The organism is Glycomyces salinus (genome assembly GCF_016428645.1).
In the GTDB taxonomy this organism is placed as follows: domain Bacteria; phylum Actinomycetota; class Actinomycetes; order Mycobacteriales; family Micromonosporaceae; genus Glycomyces; species Glycomyces salinus.
Genome location: NZ_JAELXW010000014.1, coordinates 91,920 through 108,831, shown reverse-complemented (window position 1 = coordinate 108,831; position 16,912 = coordinate 91,920). Strand labels below are relative to the sequence as shown.

The following is a 16,912-nucleotide window of genomic DNA, read 5'->3' as shown; positions in this document are numbered from 1 at the left end:
CGCGGCCTATCTTCCCGTCAGTTCCAGGTAGAGGGCGTCGATGGAGTCGAGCACCCGTTCCTCGTCGGGCCAGGTGTCCGCCTGGGCGCGGGCGGCCCGGCCCAGGTCGGCGAGGCGGTCCGGGTCGGCCAGCAGACCGGTGACGGTCTGGTCGAGAGCGTCGACGTCGCCGACGTCGAAGAGGATCGCGCCGTCTCCGACCAGGTCGGGGACGCCGCCGGTGCGGGTGGCCACGAGCGGGAGCCCGGCCTGCATGGCCTCCTGGAGCGACAGCGGGTAGCCCTCCCAGCGGCTGGTGTTGGCGACCAGGTCGGCGGCGGCGAGCAGGTCGGAGACGTCGCTGCGGTACCCGAGCAGGCGCACGTCCGCGCCGGTGGCGTTGATGAGGCTCTGGAGGCGGTCGCGTTCGGGGCCGTCGCCGGCGATCGCGACGACCGGGGCCGGATCCAGTTTCGTCCAGCGGCCGGCGGCGGCGACGAGGGTGTCGAAGTCCTTCTGCTCGGCCAGGCGTCCGATCGACAGGATCAGGGGCCGCTCCCCGATGTCGAGCTGGGAGCGGATGGCCGCGCGGTCGCCGGGGTCGCGCAGGGGCGGGGCGGGGGCCTGCGCCAGGCGCACGTCGGTGGCGCCGAGCGAGACGAGGTGGGAGTGCAGGTCCGAGGAGATGGCCAGGGCGACGTCGACGCCGCGGGCCAGACGCGTCTCGGCGACGTCGAGGACTCGGCGCTTGAACCCGGAGGAGAGCTGCGTGTTGTGCCAGGTCGTGACCAGCGCGGCGCCCGGCGGGCGGGCGGCGAGGGCGGTGATCCCGGCGGTCATGCCGTGGGCGTGGACGAGGTCGACGCCGCGGCCGGTGACCCCGCGCAGCGCCCCGGACACGGTCCACCAGGCGGCCGGTAGGCTCGGCGAGGGCCGCGCGGAGATGGGGGCGGCGACGAAGCGGGCGCCGGTGGAGCGGAATCCGAATCGCTCCTCGGTCTCGGGCGGGCCGACGACCATGACCGCGTCGCCGCGCGCGGCCAGTCCGGCGGCCAGCGAGGCGACGTGGGTGCCGATGCCGCCGGTGGAAGGGCCCAGCACTAGTGCGATGCGTCGATGGCTCACTGGTCTTCTCCGCTCTCTGCTTCGGGTGCTCCGCCCGGTATTCTGCCAGTGCCGCGCCGCACGGCACGGAGGATGTCGCGGCGATCCACCAGCGCCGCCACGCCCACGTACACCACCAGCGCGATCACTCCGGCCGCTATGCCCTCGGCGAGGGCGGTGCCGACCGAGCCGGCGTGGCCCCACCAGCCGATGAACGACCGCGCGGCGACGACGGCCGCCGCGGTGGCGGCCCCGGCCGCGGCGGCGGCACGCCACATGCCCCTGATGCTGGCGGCGCCGGTGCTGGCGGCGACGACGGCGATGAGCGCGACGCCGGTGACGGTCATCCCGATCGACCAGGCTACGCCCAGGGCGACCGTGCGGTGGTCCTCTTCCAGGATCATCGAGAGGGCGACGGCGCTGACCGCGGCCGCGCCCCAGCCGGAGGCGGTCGCCGCGGCAGCGGCGTAGGCGCGTCCGATGGCGTAGAGCCCTCGCGAGTAGACCGCGAACAGCGAGTACCCGAAGAGCCCGAACGCCAGTCCCGAGAGCGTGGCGCTGATCTCGGGCTCGGGGGCGTTGTCCTGGACTTCGCCCAGGACGGTCGCGATCGGTTCGGCGACGCCGGCGAGCGCGGTGACGCCCAGGCCGGCCAGGACCAGGACGGCGCGGCCGGTGGCGGCGATCGTGCGCTGGTAGGTGCGGGTCTGGCCGAGCGCGTGCGATTCGGACAGGTTCGGATAGGCGGCCGTGGCCAGGGGGACGGCCAGCACGGCCCAGGGCAGCAGGAAGAACGTCTGGGCGACGGTGAAGACGACCACCGGGCCCTCGCCGGCGCCGTTGGCGAGCCGGAGCATCACGAACTGGCAGACCTGCTGGGAGCCGAGGGTGATGGCCCCGGCGATGGCCAGGGCCTTGGCGCTGGCCGAGACGGAGGCGTCGAATCTCCATGTGGGCCTGATGTGGAGGCCCAGGCGGCTCAGCGGGATGAACAGGCATCCGGCGAGGACGGCCACGCCCGCGGTGGTGCCGAGCGCCAGCAGCAGCAGCTCGCCCTGGGTGACCTCGGTGGCTTTGTCCTCTCTGCCGGTGGCCAGGCCGTAGGCGACGTAGACGACGATCATCGTGACGCTGGACAGGAGCGGCGCGAGCGCGGGCCATGCGAAGCGCCGGTGGGCCTGCAGGATGCCGGTCAGGACCACCGCGATGCCGTACAGCGGCAGTTGCGGGGCGAACAGGACGAGCATTTCGGCCCCGGCGTCGATGGTGGACTCGGAGAGCTCGTCTCCGGCGACGAGCGCGACCAGCGGCCTGGCCAGCAGCGCCACACCGAGGCCGATCGGGATCAGCGCGGTGAGGGCCCACGTGATGAGGGCCGAGGCGGTCCGGCTGACCTGTTCGGGGTCGTGCCGCGCCAGCGGCGCGGCCAGCAGCGGGACGGTCAGCGCGGCCAGGGCGCCGCCGGCGACCATCTCGAAGATCAGGTTCGGGATCGCGTTCGCGCTCTGATACGCGCTGCCCAACGAGACGTACCCGACCGCCCAGGTGAACACCAGGATCCGGCCGAATCCGATCAGCCGGGCGCCGATGGTGATCGCACCGATGAGGGTGGCGGCGCGACCGACTTCTCGCCGGGTGTCGGTCACGCCGAAGTCCGGCCCAGCTCGTCCAGTTCCCTGAGTACGGGCGTCTCGGCGATGACCTGAGTGAACGAGACCCGCTCGCTGGTTCCGATGAGGGCCACGAGCGCCGCGAGGGCGACGTGGCGGCCGAGGTTTCCGGTGCGGGCGATGAAGGCGAGGCCGAGCAGGGCTCCGAGCGCGTTCGCGCCGCAGTCGCCGAGCATGGTCTTGCCTTCGAGGTCCTCCCCCATGGCGGCGGCGGCCGAGGACGAGACGGCGACGGCGGTGTTCGCCCCGCCGACCGCGGTCTTGGGCGCCTTCGAGCCGGGCGGGCGGGTCAGCGGCGCGGCCAGGAGCGAGACGACCTTGAGGGCCCGGCCGGGACGCAGGTCGAACAGGTTGATGAGGTTGGCGGAACCGGCGATCACGCCGCCGGCGACGCCGATGTTCCACAGCCGGGAGAGCCCGCTGCGGCGCTCGGGCGCGTTGGCCTGCTCGACCAGGGCGGCTCCGGCGAGTCCGGCGCCGGAGATGCCGAGGATCTTGACCAGCCCGGCCGAGACGCGGCCTCGGCGGAGGGCGGCCAGGTGGCCCTTGAAGCCCTTGGCCTTCTCGCCCTTGGAGTCGGCCATGTCGTCGTAGAGTCCGAGGGCGCCTCCGGCGATTCCGGCCGCGGCGGCCGCGCCGGCGTATGCGGGGCTGTTCGCCCCGGCCACGGCCGCGGCGGTGGCGCCGACGGCGACACCGGGGCCTTCAGCGAGGCTGACGGTGTCGCCCCGGTGGTTGACGCGTTCGAGTTCCTTCGACCATTTGGACCGGCGGACTGCGCTGATGGCGGCGATGGTGCCGCCTGCGGCCAAGCCACCGAGGAATGCGCGGCCGGCGGCCCGGGATAGCTGACTCATGGGCGGAATCCTAAGCCCCGTCCGGGAGGAGTCCTTCATTGCCCTCGGCGTTGCCGAGGTGGAGGATCGTGCCGTCGGTCATCTGCTCGGTCAGGGCGACCACGGTCGCGATCTGGCCTTGGACGAGGTTGGCGTTGTCGACGGTGGACACGGCCACTTCGGAGTCGTCGCCGCGCAAGGTGGCGATCGGGTTGCCCTCGCCGCCGGCGGAGGTCGTGGCGTAGGTGGTCGGGGCGTCGACGGCGAAGGCGCCGGTGATGGTGACCACGCCGGTGTTGCGGGCCTCGGCGTCGGAGTCGGAGGCCGCGCCGCCGCCGAGGACGATGACGCCGTCGGCCGTCCCGGTCGGAGTGGTTTCGACTGTCATCATGCCGAGCTCCTCGAGCCCGGTGGTGGCGGTGGTGATGTCGCCGGGTTCGATCTCGACCGGCTCGCCTTCGAAGTTGCCGGTGGTCACCGCGGCGAGGACGGCGCTGACGGCGGCCACGCCGTCGTAGGTGACCGGCGCTTCGATGGTGTCGGGGGTGATTCCCCCGTCGACCAGGTCGGCGAGTTCGTCGGTGTTGTTCGGGTCGAGGAAGTCGTCGAGGATCGATATGCGACCGGCGCTGGTGGCGCCCGCGTATTCGAGCTTCTCGGTCATGGCGTCGGCCTGCTCGCTCTCGACGCCGGGCAGGGTGACCAGCAGGATGCTCTGGTCGGCCAGCTGGTCTTCGAGGTACAAAGGGGCGATTTCGGAGGCGAACGACTGGTCGTCGTTGAGTTCCTCTTCGAGCGCGGCGATCTCGTCGCGATAGGCGGCGTTGCTGTCGCGCAGGCTCTGGCTGGTCGCCTCGAGCGCGTCGATGGCGGGGCCGTTGAGCGCGGCGGTGCCGAGGATCAGTCCGACGGTGAGGGCCAGGAAGACCGCTGTGAGGCTGACGAGGTGGTATCGGAAGTTGATCACGAGAACAGTCTTTCAATCTGGAAGAGCAGCCCGTCCCACCAGTCGGCGACGACGTCCACGAAGGAGCGCCCGACCGTCGAGATGGCGATCGCGGTGGCCATGGCGGCGAGCGCGGATACGATGAGCAGCAGTAGCGCCGAGATCGACATGTCCTGGCGGTACAGGCGGGAGACGCCCTTGGCGTCGACGAGCTTGCCGCCGACCCGCAGGCGGGTCAGGAACGTCGAGGCCATGCCGCCGCGGCCCTTGTCGAGGAATTCGACCATGGTCACGTGGGTGCCGACGGCGACTATGAGTTCTGAGCCCTTCTCGTCGGCCAGGAGCATCGCGATGTCCTCGCTGGTGGCGGCCGCCGGGAACGGGATGGCCGGGACGCCGAGCTTGTCCATGCGCTCCATGCCGGGGGCGCGGCCGTCGGCGTAGGCGTGGACGACGATCTCGGCCCCGCAACGCAGGGCGTCGTCGGAGACCGAGTCCATGTCGCCGACGATCATGTCGGGCGTGTGCCCCGCCTCCAGCAGCGCGTCGGCGCCGCCGTCGACGCCGACCAGGATGGGCTTGAACTCGCGGATGTAGGGCCGCAGGACGTCGATGTCCTCTTTGTAGTTGTAGCCGCGGATGACGATCAGGGCGTGGCGGCCGTTGAAGTTGGTCTTGACGTCGGGGACGCCGACGCCGTCGAGCAGGAGTTCCCGCTCGCGCTTGAGGTACTCCATGGTGTTGGCGGCGAACGCCTCCAACTGCACCGAGAGCCCTTCTCGGGCCGATTCCATGTCGGCGGCGACGCTCTGCTCGGTCTGGGCGGTCCCGGCGGCGATCTCCTCGCCGCCGAGGAGGACGCGGCCGCCGTCTATGGAGACGGCCCTGCCCTCGCGGACGGCGCCGAAGATCTCCTCACCGACCCCGTCGATGAGGACTATTCCGGCCTTGACCAGCACCTCGGGCCCGAGGTTCGGGTAGCGGCCGGAGATGGATTTGGCAGCGTTGACCACCGCGACCACTCCGGTGGCCACGAGGGCGTCGGCGGCCACCCGGTCGAGGTCGACGTGGTCGATGATCGCCACGTCGCCCGGCTCCAGGCGGCCGCACAGCCGCTTGGTGCGCCGGTCGAGCCGGGCGGTGCCGACCAGTGAGTCGCCCCCGGATTCGTCATCCGATCCACGGCCGGGCAATCGCAAACTTGGTACACGCATCGTGCATCATCATGCCATTCGTGCGCCGGTGCGGGGCAGCGGCGCGCCCTCCCAGCGGGCGCGCGGGTCAGAAATCCACCTCGCCGACGCGATGTAGCTAAGCCTTCATTTTCGCAGCCTCGGCCAGGAGCTCCTCGGCGTGGGCCACCCCGAGGTGGGAATCGGGCATGCCGGCGAGCATGCGAGCAAGCTCACGCGCCCGCTCGGCGTCGTCGACCACCCGCACTCCGGAGACGGTGACCGCTCCGGAGGTGTCCTTGCTGACGACCAGGTGGCGGTCGGCGAAGGCGGCCACCTGCGGCAGGTGGGTGACGACCAGGACCTGGTAGCGGCGGGCGAGTTTGGCCAGGCAGCGGCCGATCTCGACGGCGGCTCGGCCGCCCACCCCGGCGTCGACCTCGTCGAAGACCAGGATCGGCGGGCCGCCGATCTCGGCGAAGACGACCTCGATGGCGAGCATGACGCGGGACAGCTCGCCGCCCGAGGCGCCTTTGTGCAGGGCGGCCGGCCGCGAGCCCGGGTGGGGGCGCAGGAGCAGTTCGACCTCGTCGGCGCCGTCCTCGGTGGCGCCGCTGACGGCGGTGTCGACGACCAGGTCGACGCCGCCCTTCCCGGCGGGGCGGGGCTCGACGGAGGCGGTGACCTGGGCGTGCGGCATGGCCAGGCCGCCCAGTTCGTTCGAGACGGCGTCGCTGAAGCGCTCGGCGGCGGACTTGCGGGAGGCGCGCAGCTGCGTGGCCAGGTCCCCGGCGCGTTGGAGCAGGTCGTCCTGGCGGGCCTCGAGTTCGCTGACGCGTTCGTCGGAGACGTCGAGCTCGCTCAGGCGCTTGCGGGCGTTCTCGGCCCAGGCCAGGACGCCCGGCAGGTCCTCGGCGTACTTGCGGAAGAGGGTCTTCAGGGCCGCTTGGCGCTGGTAGATCTCCTCCAGGCGGGCCGGGTCGGCGTCGAGCTCCTCGAGGTATCCGGAGAGGTCGACGGCGGCCTCAGAGAGGAGGGTGGCGGCCTCGGAGAGGCGCTCGGCGAACTCGGCGACCTTGGCGTCGGCGGCGGACTCGTGCTCGAGGGCGCGGGCGGCGGCGCTGACGCTGTCGGTCGCTCCGCCGTCGCCGGTGGACGGGTCGCCGGTGATCGCGGTGTGGGCGGTGACGGCGGCCTGCCGGAGCGTCTCGGCGTTCTCGAGCCGCCGGGCCTCGCCGGCCAGCTCGGCGTCTTCGCCCTCCTGGGGGTCGACGGCGGTGATCTCTTCGAGGCCGAGGCGGAGCATGTCGGCCTCGCGGGCCATCTCGCGGGCGCTGGTGCGCAGCCGGGCCAGTTCCGCCGAGCATTCGCCGAGTTCGGTGTGGACGGCGCGGTAGGCGTCGAGGAGCTTGCCGTGGTCGGCCCCGGCGAAGCGGTCGAGCGCGGCGCGCTGTTCGGACGGCTGGAGCAGCCGCATCTGGTCGGACTGGCCGTGTACGGACACGGTCAGCTCCCCGAGTTCGCCCAGGACTCCGACCGGCGCGGCCCGCCCGCCGACCCAGGCTTTTGAGCGGCCTTCGGCCGAGACGGTGCGGGAGAGCAGCAGCTCGCCGTCGTCGAGTTCGGCGCCGGCCTCGATGGCCCGCTCCCGCAGTTCGAGCGAGTCGTCCCCGATCAGCAGGCGGCCCTCGACGAGGGTCTTCTCTCCGCCGATGGGGGCACGGGACGCCCGTCCGCCGAACAGCAGACCGAGACCGGCGACGACCATCGTCTTCCCCGCGCCGGTCTCGCCGGTTATGCAGGTGAGTCCGGAGTCGAGCGGAAGCGTGGCGTCGGCGATCACGCCCAGGTTCTGGATGCGAAGCTCGTCCAACACGTCTCCGAGCCTATCGGGTCGCACCGACATCGGTCCGGTCAGATGCGGCCGTGACGCCCGACGCGTCAACACGCGGAGTCTTTCGAGTTTCAAACCGCAAGGCGCGCAAATGGAGAGCTAAACGCGTCCGTGGCGCCACCCATCAACGGGCAGTGAGAGTTTGGAGACCAGTCGGGAAGGGAACGAGCGCTCGGACATCCGTACGAGCTTGACGGGGCGGTCGGAGCGGCGGATCGAGACGGTCGACCCGGCTGTCAGCTCGGCGATGCGCTTGCCGTCGGCGATGAGCGCCCCTGCGGTGCCGACCGATTCGACGCCGATGCGGATGATCGAGGAGGAGTGGATGACCATCGGCTTGGCGAACAGCGCGTGCGCGTTCATCGGGACGACGACCAGCGCGTCCACATCGGGCCAGACCACCGGTCCCCCGGCGGACATGGCGTGCGCGGTCGACCCGGTCGGGCTGGCGCACAGGATGCCGTCGCAGCCGTAGCGGGAGATGCGGGAGCCGTCGATCTCGACGTAGAGCTCGAGCATCCGGGCCGGTTCGGCCTTCTCCACGGCGATGTCGTTGAACGCCCAGGAGCTCACGTTCCGGCCGTCGGCCCCGATCGCCTCGACTGCGATGGTGGTGCGCTCTTCGACGGTGTAGTCACCTTCGAGGAGGCGCGAGACGACCGTCTCCAGCTCGCCGGTCTCGGCCTCGGCCAGGAAGCCGACCTTGCCGAAGTTGACGCCCAGCAGCGGCACGTCGGCCTCGGCGGCCAGGCGGGCCGAGCGCAGAACAGTGCCGTCCCCGCCGAGGGCGAGCACGAGATCGGCCGGGGCCGAGGAGACGTCGTCGCCGACCATGATCGCGTCGGGCTCGCGCAGCGCGGCGACCTCGCCTGAGCGGATGCTCGCGGCCACCCCGGCCTCGCGCAGCGCCGATGAGATCTTCTCGGCCAACTCGGCGACGTCTTCCCGGAGCGGGTGGGTGATGACCAGGACCCGGCTCGGCTTCTGCTGCACTGGGCTCAACCGCCTTCCCTGTCAGAGGCCCGCTCGGCGTCGCCTGCGGAGCCGTAAATTCGCACAGGCGTCGAACACGGCCTCACGGGCCAAGGTATCCGCGCCGCAGCGCATGCGGCAGAAGAACTCTACATTCCCTTTGGGGCCGGGAAGCGGGCTCGGGACCACGGCTGTGGTCCCCCACCCAAGTCCGGCCGCGGATTCGACGATCTTCCAGACCGTCTCGGCGCGCTTGACCGGGTCGGTCACGACCCCGCCGGGGCCGACCTGACCCTTGCCGACCTCGAACTGCGGTTTGACCATCGGCAGCATCGTCCCGGTTTCGGCGGTGCAGGCGGCCAGCGCGGGCAGGACCAGTTCGAGTGAGATGAATGACAGGTCCCCCACCGTCAGGTCGACCGGGCCGCCGAGGAGCTCGGGGGTGAGGTGGCGGACGTTGGTGCGGTCGTGGACGGTCACGCGCTCGTCGCTCTGGAGCTTCCAGGCCAGTTGGCCGTACCCCACGTCGACGGCCAGGACCTCGGCTGCCCCGCGGCGCAGCAGCACGTCGGTGAAGCCGCCGGTGGAGGCCCCGGCGTCGAGACAGCGCAGCTCGGTCGGGTCGACTTCGAAGGCGTCGAGCGCGCCGATGAGCTTGTGGGCGCCTCTGGAGACGTAGTCGTCGGTCTCTCCGACCAGGCGGATCGAGTCGTCGCCGGTCACGCCGGTGGCGGCCTTGGAGGCGCGGATGCCGCGCAGTTCGATGCGGCCGGCGCCGATGAGCTCGCGGGCGTGCTCGCGGGAGCGGGCGATCTTGCGGCGGACGAGTTCGACGTCGAGGCGGTGTCGGGCCGGCATCAGGCGTCGTCGACGTTGCTGAGGACCTCCGCCAGACGCTGCTGGACGCCTTCGAAGACCGCGACGTGGTCGGTCACGGCCAGGTCGGGCAGAGTCTCGAGCGTGCCGAGCGCGGCCTCGACTTCGGCCTCGACGTCCTCGTCGGGAGTACCTGCGCGGAGTCGGCCGGCGATGGCGGCCGGATTCGGTGCGTCGGTCATGCCTGCTTCTCGTCGTTGGTGGCTTCGTCGCTCGGGCCCGCGGTCACCTGGGCCGGCGGGGTCGTGGCGCGGCGCTCGGCGTCGGCCAGGCGCACGCGGATGTCCTGGAGCTCCCGTTCGAGGTGCTCTAGGCGCAGGTTGGCGTCGTCGACGTCGGACTGGGTGGCCAGGCCGAGCCTGGTGAATCCGGCGTCGACCTCGTGGCGGATGAGGCGGCCCACGTCGGTGACGGTGCGCGAACCCTGGCTGCGGATCTGCCCGACTCCGTTGCGGAGGTCCTCGCGGAGCTTCCCGGCGAGGTCCCTGGCGCGCTGGCTGGAGTCCCCGGCCAGGTTGAAGAGGGTGTCGAAGTAGGCGCGGGTGGAATCGGTCATGGCCCGCTCCTTCCTGCTTTCGGCTCGGATCGAGGGCTTGTTCAACCGTACTGCCACGGTACCCGGGGCGGGTCGCGCCCACTGGGCTGTACCGGCCGGTAACCTACGGGTGGGGCGCATTGCCGCGCCCGCGCCGTCTAAGAGGAGGACACCATGGCCACCGTCGAGGAATGCCAGACCGCACTGGAGCAGTTCGCCGCGAATCTGGCCGCGAACCCCAAGTCCGTCCGCAAGCTCACCGGCTTCGAGCGCACCCTCGCGTGCGACATCACCGACCTGGGCACGACGTTCCACGGGAGGTTCGAGGGCGGCAAGCTGGTCGACATCACCGAGGGCGACGAGCCCGACGCGCAGATCCGCATGATCGTCTCCTCGGACAACCTGGTCAAACTCGTCGCCGGAGACCTGGACTTCATGAAGGCCTTCACCGGCGGACAGGTCAAGCTCAAGGCGAACATGATGGACATGATGAAACTGCGCGGAGTCCTTTGAGGTCTATGGCCCTGAGCGGGTCGGATCGCTTATATCACGTGCCGTGACCGTGGCGTTTGCCTCCCGGTCGGCCGCAAGGGCTTTCGGGAGACGTTGTAACCTTCTGGCCAGTCGAGCCCATCGCGCGCGAGCGCAACCCACTGGAAGGACCGCAGTATGGCCACTGTCGACGAATGCCGCAACGTGCTTGAGAAGCTGGCCGGCAAGGTCGCCAAGAAGTCCGGTGACTTCGAGGGCCTTGAGGACTTCGAACGCACCCTGGCCTGCGAGATCACAGACCTTGACACTACGTTCAGCGCCAAGCTCTCCAACGGGAAGCTGACCGACCTGATCGAGGGCGACAACACCGACGCCGAGGTGCGTGTCTCGGTCGCTTCCGATGACCTGCTCAAGCTGGCGAGCAAGGAACTCAAGCCCGCCAAGGCGTTCCTGACCGGCAAGATCAAGGTCAAGGCCAGCGTCAAGGACCTGGCCAAGCTCCGCAAGGCCCTGAAGGTCGACTGATCGAAGCCGAGATTCCGGCCCGGACCGCTCGCGGTCCGGGCCGTTTCGCGTTCTAGGCCAGGAGTTTCTCGGCGGCTTCACTGGCGGCGGTGGGGGCGCGTTCGGGGTCGTACCGGTCCTGATCGGCACCGGCCCAGGCCATTTCGCACAGCGCGCGCCAACCGTCCATTTCGGCTCCGTCGCCGGTGAGGACGAGCTCGCCGCCGTCGAGTGCGGCGGTCCAGCCGCCGCATTCCGCGGTCGACTCGCTGAGCCGGACCTCCGGATGGGTCTCGGTGAGCGCGCCGATGCTCCAGCCCAGATGGGTCGGGCGGCGCTCGGGCGGCAGCGCGAGGGCCTGGATCGGGGCGACGACTCCGGTGAAGACCAGCATGGAGTCGATGCCGACCTCGTTCGCGCCCTCGATGTCCGAGTCGGGCCGGTCGCCGACCATGATCGCGCGGCCACCGGGCCTGCGGGCCAGGGCGGTCTCGTAGATCGGCGGCTGGGGCTTGCCCGCCACCAGGTCCGGACCGCGTCCGAGCGCGGTGGCCACAGCTTGGGCAAGCGCGCCGCTTCCCGGCAGGGGGCCGTCGGGAGTCGGCAGTGTCGCGTCGAGGTTGGCCACGGCCCAGAACGCGCCGCCTCGGGCGGCGATGGTGACCGCGGTCAGGTCGCGCCAGGTCAAGTCGAATGTCATGCCGAAGGCCACGGCGTCCGCCTCGCGGGGTTCGCCGGTCAGCTCGAGGCGTTCCGCCTCCAGTGCTTCGCGCAGCGCGGGCGAACCGACGCACAGGACTGTGGCGTCGGGACCGACGTATTGGACGATCCCGGCGGCGACTGCCTGCGCCGAGGTGAGCACCTGGCCGGCTTCGGCCGGGATGTCCATGCCTCGCAGGGCCTCGGCGACGGTCTCGGGACTGCGTGAGGCGTTGTTGGTGACGAACACCGGCTCGCATTGGAGGCCCGGGAGCGCCCCGACCGCCGAGGCGGCCTCGGGTATCGGCTGCTGGAGCAGGTAGACCACGCCGTCGAGGTCGAGCAGGGCCAGGTCGTAGGCCGAGGCCAGGGGCCTATTCGCGGCGGTCAGTCTCGTCATGGGATTCCTCGGAGTCGGGGGTTTCCTCGTCGTCTTCGGCGGATTCGCCTTCGGGCGCTTCCTCGATCTCGTCTTCGAGCTCGTCGAAGTCGACGCCTTCGAGTTCGAGCAGCCGCTCCGCCGCTCCGGTCACGCCCGCCTCGTCGGCGGCGATGGCCTTGGACAGCCATTCGCGGGCCTCGTCCTCGCGTCCGTCGGCGATCAGCTGCTCGGCGTAGGCGAAGCGGAGCCGGGCCACCCACTGCTCGGTCTTCGGAGAGTGCAGCGCCTTGACCTTGAGCATGGCGGTGGCCGCCTCGCCCATGCCCATGTCGCGGCGGGCCCCGGCGGCGACGATGAGCAGCTCGACGCGCACCTCGGGGTCGATGCCCTTGTCGTCGCCGAACTGTCGGTAGAGGTCGACGGCGCGCTCGGGGTGGCCGGTGGCGCGCTCGCAGTCGGCGATCATGGCCACGTGGTCGCGGTTGCCGCCCAGGCGTTCGGCGGCGCGCAGCTCGTTCATGGCCAACTGCCATTCTCCCGCGTTGTAGGCCGCGACTCCGCAGACTTCGCGGACGGCGGCGACACGGGAGGCTTTGCGGCGGGCATAACGGGCCTGGACGAGGGCGCCCTCGGCGTCCCCGGCCTCCAGGAGCGCGGCGGTGGCGATCAGGCGGTTGCCGACGGCCTCGGCGAGCTGCTTGTTGAGGCTGCGCAGTCCGGCCCTGGTCTCCCTGTCGAGCTCGTCGAAGCCGTATTCGGGGCCGTCGGGCAGGTTCGGGGCCTCGTCGGACTCGCCGACGCGGATGGGGCCCTCGTGTCCGGCCTCGCGCTCCTCGAGCGGGCGCAGGGCGTCCTTTCCGCGGCGGGGTTTGCCGTCGCGGCCGAAGCGGTCGTCGTCGCGGTCGCCGCGCTGCTCGAACCGGGGCCGGTCCCCGCGGCGGTCGTCCCGGCCGCGGAAAGGACGGTCATCGCGGTCACGCCGGGGCCGGTCGTCCCGGTCGTTGAAGCGGCGCGGGCGGTCGTCCCGGTCACCTTGACGGCGGGGGCGGTCGTCGCGGTCCTCGAAGCGCCGCTTCGGGCGGTCATCCCGGTCGTTGAAGCGGCGGGGGCGATCATCCCGGTCGTCATTACGGCGACGCGGGCGGTCGTCGCGATCGCCTTGACGGCGCGGCCGGTCATCCCGGTCCTCGAAGCGCCGCTTCGGGCGGTCATCCCGGTCGTTGAAGCGGCGGGGGCGATCATCCCGGTCGTCATTACGGCGACGCGGGCGGTCGTCGCGATCGCCTTGACGGCGCGGCCGGTCATCCCGGTCCTCGAAGCGCCGCTTCGGGCGGTCATCCCGGTCGTTGAAGCGGCGGGGGCGATCATCCCGGTCGTCATTACGGCGACGCGGGCGGTCGTCGCGATCGCCTTGACGGCGCGGCCGGTCATCCCGGTCCTCGAAGCGCCGCTTCGGGCGGTCATCCCGGTCGTTGTAGCGATTCGGGCGGTCGTCGCGGTCGCGCCTCGGGCGGCCATCCCGGTCATCGAAGCGGCGCGGCCGGTCGTCCCGACCACCTCGGCGCTCGGGCCTTCCGCCCTCGCTCCGTCCGTAGCCTCCTCGGCCGCCTCGCCGGTCGTCTCCGCCCCTTCGGGCGCGGCCGTCATCAGCCACGTCGTCATCCCCCTATTTCATTCACCGCGACAAAACCAGCCAAGTGTACGTCTCAGACCCGCACGTCGGCCCCGGCGACGGTCTTCTTACCCCGCCGGATCACCGCGTAGCGGCCGTGTAGCAGGTCAGCCGGGTCGATGACGGCGTTCGGGTCGGTCACACGGGTGTTGTTCAGGTACGCCCCGCCCTCCTTGGCGGCGCGGCGGGCCTCGCCCAGGCTGGCCACGACCCCGGACTCCTTCATCGCCTCGGCGACGGTGACCTCCGGCCCCTTCAGCTCGGCCATACCGGCCTCGACCAGGGCGGCGCGCAGCGTCGTCTCCGGCAGCTCGGCCAGCTCGCCGCGCCCGAACAGCGCCTGCGAGGCGGCGATGACGTGCTCGGTCTCCTCCTTGCCGTGCAGCAGGATCGTCAGCTCCTCGGCCAGGGCCCGCTGCGCCAGCCGCGCGGCGGGCTTCTCGGCGGTGGCGCGTTCGAGCTCATCGATCTCCTCGCGGCCCATGAACGAGAAGTACTTCAGGTAGCGGACCACGTCGGCGTCATCGACGTTGAACCAGAACTGGTAGAAGGAGTAAGGGCTGGTCAACTCGGCGTCCAGCCAAGGCCCCTTGCCGTCGCTCTTGCCGATCTTGGAGCCGTCCGCGTTGGTCACCAGCGGGGTCACGAAGGCGTGGACGTGCTCACCGGCCCGACGCCGTATGTAGTCGACCCCGGCGGTGATGTTGCCCCACTGGTCGGAGCCGCCGATCTGCAACGTGCAGCCGTGGCGACGGTGCAGTTCGAAGTAGTCGTGCGACTGGAGGAGCTGGTAGGAGAACTCGGTGAACGAGATGCCGGATTCGAGGCGCTTCTTGACGATCTCTCGAGAGAGCATCTTCGTTATCGGGAAGTGCTTGCCGACGTCCCGAAGGAAGTCGACCACGCTCAGTTCGCTGGTCCAGTCCAGGTTGTTGACCGGCACGGCGGCGTTCTCGCCGTGGTAGTCGACGAACGGCGCGAGTTGATCGCGGATCTTCTCGACCCATCCGGCGACGACCTCCGGCGGATTGAGCGTGCGCTCTCCGGCCTCCTTCGGGTCGCCGATCTGTCCGGTGGCGCCGCCGACGAGCAGTAGCGGGCGCAGCCCGGCCCGCTGGAGGCGGCGGCAGGTCAGCACCAGCATGAGGTGCCCGACGTGGAGACTCTGCGCCGTCGGATCGAAGCCGGCATAGAAGGTGACGAGCCCCGAGTCGAGGTGCTCCCGGAGCGCTTCGAGATCGGTCGAGTCTTGGATGAGGCCGCGCCAGGCCAGGTCGTCGAGAATATGCACGTCCCCATTGTGCCTTAGCGGGGAGAACCCTTTTTCGGGCTAGTCCGCGTCTGTCGCGCGGCTCAACCTCAGGGCGGCCTCGATGTGGACCCGCAGGATCTCGGCGGCCGCGTTCTTGGCGGACTGCTTGCTCGCGCCCTGCCCTTCGGCGTCGATGTCGACGCCGCTGGAGTGCAGGGTGGCTCCGGCGGTGCAGGTGTAGACGCGCTCGTGGGCCGGTCCTGCGTGGTCGAAGCGCCAGAACAGGTCGTCGACCACGCCGCGGGCGAAGTAGATCTGGACGGCCTCGACCGGGTTGAGGTCGGGGTCGACCAGGGCCGGCGGCCGGGGCGGCCCCGGCTCGATCTGGCGCGGGTCGACGTCGGCCGACAGGTCCGGCAGCTCGGCCAGCGCTGCGGCCAGGGACAGGGCGGCCTGGTTCCGGGCGTCCTTCTTGGTGCGCTGGACGCGGATGGCCGAGCGACGGTACTGGTCGTTGTAGCGGATCTCCAGCCGCGCTTTGAACGCGGCGATGCGCAGCCCGGTGATGGGCTCGACCTCCCAGAGCATGTTCTGGGAGCCGACCGGACCGCCGAGCTGGTCCTGGAGGTACTTGTTGACCAGGGAGACCGCGATGTGCGGTTCCTCGCAAAGGTAGTGGTTGAGCTTGAGGCGCAGGTCGGTGAACGCGGCGGCCCGGCCGTCGAAGTAGACGGCGGCGAACTCGCGCAGTTGGATCTCGCCCTCGTCGAGGCGGCGCTCGGTGTCCTCGACCAGGCCCTCCGGGGCCTCGCCGCGTTCGACGGCGACACGCAGGACCTTCGCGAACTGCGCGTAGGGCAGGTTCCCGAATTCGGCCTCTTCGAGGCGGCGTTCGGCGTCCTCCTTGGCGCGCTGCCGAAAGTGCTCGGCGGTGCGCTCCCGTTCGGCGGCGATCCTGGTGTTGACCTCGTCGGCCAGCTCGCCGAGGGTCTCGATGCCATAGGGGCTCTCGTGCCCGGCGGTGGCCGCGAGCAGGATGCGCTGGGTGATCAGGTCCGGGTAGCGGCGGATCGGACTGGTCGCGTGGGTGTAGACCGGGAGGCGCAGGCCGGAGTGGCCGTGGACGGTGGGCCCGTAGGTGGCCGGGCGGGAGACCATGCGGGTGCGGCGGCGCAGCATCTCGAACGCCTCGGCGTCCCTGGTCGCGGCGACCGCGTCCAACTCGTCGCGCAGCTCGCCGGGATCACCGGCGACGGCGGCCATGCGGTGGTTGCGGAACAGGATCGGCAGATCCTGCTCGACCGCCCACGACGCGATGTGGGCGTTGGCGGCGATCATGAACTCCTGGACGATGATGTACCCGGAATTGCGCTCGGAGGCGTCGAGGCGGACCAGCTGGCCCTCCTCGTTGGTGGCGAAGCCGCTGAGCAGGTCGTAGAAGGCCAGCGCGCCCGACGCGCGGCGGGCGGCCAGCATGGTCTGGGCGAAGCGCAGCGCCCGCGCCATCATCTCGTGGAGCGGGTGTGAGGCGTCGGAGGCGGCCGTGGCCGCCTCGCCGTGGGTGACCGCCCACGAGCGGGCCAGTCGGCCCGGGCCGAGGTCGGCGATGCTGATGTGGCCGCCGGAGTCGACGCGGAGGTGGACGACGAAGGTCTCGTTCACCCGATCGGGATCGAGGCTGGCGCGCTCCTCGACCGGCTGCGGGAGCATTCGGCGGGTGTGGTCGGCCCGGTACCGGGTGTGGACGCGGCGGCGGGCCTCTTCGTCTGCGGCGCGCCCGGCCGGGACGTGGTCGGCCACGCGCGCGATGTGCACCCAGACTTCGTGGCCGTCGCCGCGCGGTTCGATCCAGATGGCGTCGTCGCGGTCCACTGTCGTCTCGGAGTCGATCATGACTCCGGTCTCGGCTGGGTCGTAATCGGGCAAC

16 protein-coding genes are annotated in these 16,912 nt (G+C 71.0%); 2 read left to right on the top strand and 14 right to left on the bottom strand.

What is annotated here, in order from left to right; genetic code table 11:
* Positions 1–6 precede the first annotated feature (6 nt).
* The 10 genes from JFB92_RS05845 to JFB92_RS05800 form a co-directional block, all read right to left on the bottom strand.
* Positions 7–1,104, bottom strand: a complete 1,098-nt coding sequence (locus JFB92_RS05845) for a glycosyltransferase family 4 protein (protein WP_199035863.1) — start codon at positions 1,102–1,104, stop codon at positions 7–9.
* Entirely contained in the window at positions 1,101–2,729 is a 1,629-nt protein-coding gene (murJ, locus tag JFB92_RS05840) for a murein biosynthesis integral membrane protein MurJ (RefSeq protein ID WP_199035860.1), read from the bottom strand. Before murJ ends, JFB92_RS05845 begins: the two co-directional genes overlap by 4 nt.
* On the bottom strand, positions 2,726–3,610 hold the full coding sequence (locus tag JFB92_RS05835) for a hypothetical protein (RefSeq protein ID WP_199035857.1): 885 nt from the start codon (positions 3,608–3,610) through the stop codon (positions 2,726–2,728). The genes murJ and JFB92_RS05835 overlap by 4 nt, the downstream gene beginning before the upstream one ends.
* A 10-nt stretch (positions 3,611–3,620) precedes the next feature.
* Positions 3,621–4,556, bottom strand: coding sequence for a copper transporter (locus JFB92_RS05830; protein WP_199035854.1), 936 nt, complete (start codon positions 4,554–4,556; stop codon positions 3,621–3,623).
* On the bottom strand, positions 4,553–5,749 hold the full coding sequence (steA, locus tag JFB92_RS05825; protein WP_199035852.1) for a putative cytokinetic ring protein SteA: 1,197 nt from the start codon (positions 5,747–5,749) through the stop codon (positions 4,553–4,555). The genes JFB92_RS05830 and steA overlap by 4 nt, the downstream gene beginning before the upstream one ends.
* Before the next feature lie 97 nt (positions 5,750–5,846).
* A complete protein-coding gene (gene recN / locus JFB92_RS05820) occupies positions 5,847–7,583 on the bottom strand; it encodes a DNA repair protein RecN (protein WP_307789032.1) in 1,737 nt (578 codons plus the stop codon).
* 117 nt (positions 7,584–7,700) lie between these two features.
* Positions 7,701–8,594 (bottom strand): NAD kinase, encoded by an 894-nt coding sequence (locus tag JFB92_RS05815; protein WP_199035847.1) that lies wholly within the window; start codon positions 8,592–8,594, stop codon positions 7,701–7,703.
* A gap of 21 nt (positions 8,595–8,615) precedes the next feature.
* On the bottom strand, positions 8,616–9,431 hold the full coding sequence (locus JFB92_RS05810; protein ID WP_199035844.1) for a TlyA family RNA methyltransferase: 816 nt from the start codon (positions 9,429–9,431) through the stop codon (positions 8,616–8,618).
* The gene (locus tag JFB92_RS05805) at positions 9,431–9,631 is read right to left on the bottom strand and encodes a hypothetical protein (RefSeq protein ID WP_199035841.1); all 201 of its coding nucleotides are present in this window, start codon (positions 9,629–9,631) and stop codon (positions 9,431–9,433) included. Before JFB92_RS05805 ends, JFB92_RS05810 begins: the two co-directional genes overlap by 1 nt.
* On the bottom strand, positions 9,628–10,005 hold the full coding sequence (locus tag JFB92_RS05800) for a phasin family protein (RefSeq protein WP_199035839.1): 378 nt from the start codon (positions 10,003–10,005) through the stop codon (positions 9,628–9,630). The genes JFB92_RS05805 and JFB92_RS05800 overlap by 4 nt, the downstream gene beginning before the upstream one ends.
* A 153-nt stretch (positions 10,006–10,158) precedes the next feature.
* Between JFB92_RS05800 and JFB92_RS05795 the strand changes: the two genes are divergently transcribed.
* Both JFB92_RS05795 and JFB92_RS05790 read left to right on the top strand, forming a co-directional pair.
* On the top strand, positions 10,159–10,497 hold the full coding sequence (locus JFB92_RS05795) for an SCP2 sterol-binding domain-containing protein (RefSeq protein WP_199035837.1): 339 nt from the start codon (positions 10,159–10,161) through the stop codon (positions 10,495–10,497).
* A gap of 156 nt (positions 10,498–10,653) precedes the next feature.
* Positions 10,654–11,001, top strand: coding sequence for an SCP2 sterol-binding domain-containing protein (locus JFB92_RS05790; protein ID WP_199035834.1), 348 nt, complete (start codon positions 10,654–10,656; stop codon positions 10,999–11,001).
* 52 nt (positions 11,002–11,053) lie between these two features.
* On the opposite strand, the gene JFB92_RS05785 is transcribed toward JFB92_RS05790, so the two are convergent.
* The 4 genes from JFB92_RS05785 to JFB92_RS05770 are packed head-to-tail and all read right to left on the bottom strand — an operon-like array spanning position 11,054 to position 16,911.
* Positions 11,054–12,079, bottom strand: coding sequence for an HAD hydrolase-like protein (locus JFB92_RS05785; RefSeq protein ID WP_199035831.1), 1,026 nt, complete (start codon positions 12,077–12,079; stop codon positions 11,054–11,056).
* The gene (locus tag JFB92_RS26485; RefSeq protein ID WP_199035828.1) at positions 12,054–13,715 is read right to left on the bottom strand and encodes a tetratricopeptide repeat protein; all 1,662 of its coding nucleotides are present in this window, start codon (positions 13,713–13,715) and stop codon (positions 12,054–12,056) included. The genes JFB92_RS05785 and JFB92_RS26485 overlap by 26 nt, the downstream gene beginning before the upstream one ends.
* A 52-nt stretch (positions 13,716–13,767) precedes the next feature.
* Complete coding sequence (gene tyrS / locus JFB92_RS05775) at positions 13,768–15,024, bottom strand: tyrosine--tRNA ligase (RefSeq protein ID WP_199035826.1); 1,257 nt, start codon at positions 15,022–15,024, stop codon at positions 13,768–13,770.
* Between the two features lie 39 nt (positions 15,025–15,063).
* On the bottom strand, positions 15,064–16,911 hold the full coding sequence (locus JFB92_RS05770; protein WP_199035823.1) for an RNB domain-containing ribonuclease: 1,848 nt from the start codon (positions 16,909–16,911) through the stop codon (positions 15,064–15,066).
* Between the last annotated feature and the right edge of the window lies 1 nt (position 16,912).

Coding starts and splice junctions, on each gene's coding strand:
- steA (WP_199035852.1), bottom strand. CDS start 5,749: ATGCGTGTACCAAGTTTGCGATTGCCCGGCCGTGGATCGGATGACGAA.
- JFB92_RS05800 (WP_199035839.1), bottom strand. CDS start 10,005: ATGACCGATTCCACCCGCGCCTACTTCGACACCCTCTTCAACCTGGCC.
- JFB92_RS05805 (WP_199035841.1), bottom strand. CDS start 9,631: ATGACCGACGCACCGAATCCGGCCGCCATCGCCGGCCGACTCCGCGCA.
- JFB92_RS05795 (WP_199035837.1), top strand. CDS start 10,159: ATGGCCACCGTCGAGGAATGCCAGACCGCACTGGAGCAGTTCGCCGCG.
- JFB92_RS05810 (WP_199035844.1), bottom strand. CDS start 9,431: ATGCCGGCCCGACACCGCCTCGACGTCGAACTCGTCCGCCGCAAGATC.
- JFB92_RS05785 (WP_199035831.1), bottom strand. CDS start 12,079: ATGACGAGACTGACCGCCGCGAATAGGCCCCTGGCCTCGGCCTACGAC.
- JFB92_RS05790 (WP_199035834.1), top strand. CDS start 10,654: ATGGCCACTGTCGACGAATGCCGCAACGTGCTTGAGAAGCTGGCCGGC.
- JFB92_RS05835 (WP_199035857.1), bottom strand. CDS start 3,610: ATGAGTCAGCTATCCCGGGCCGCCGGCCGCGCATTCCTCGGTGGCTTG.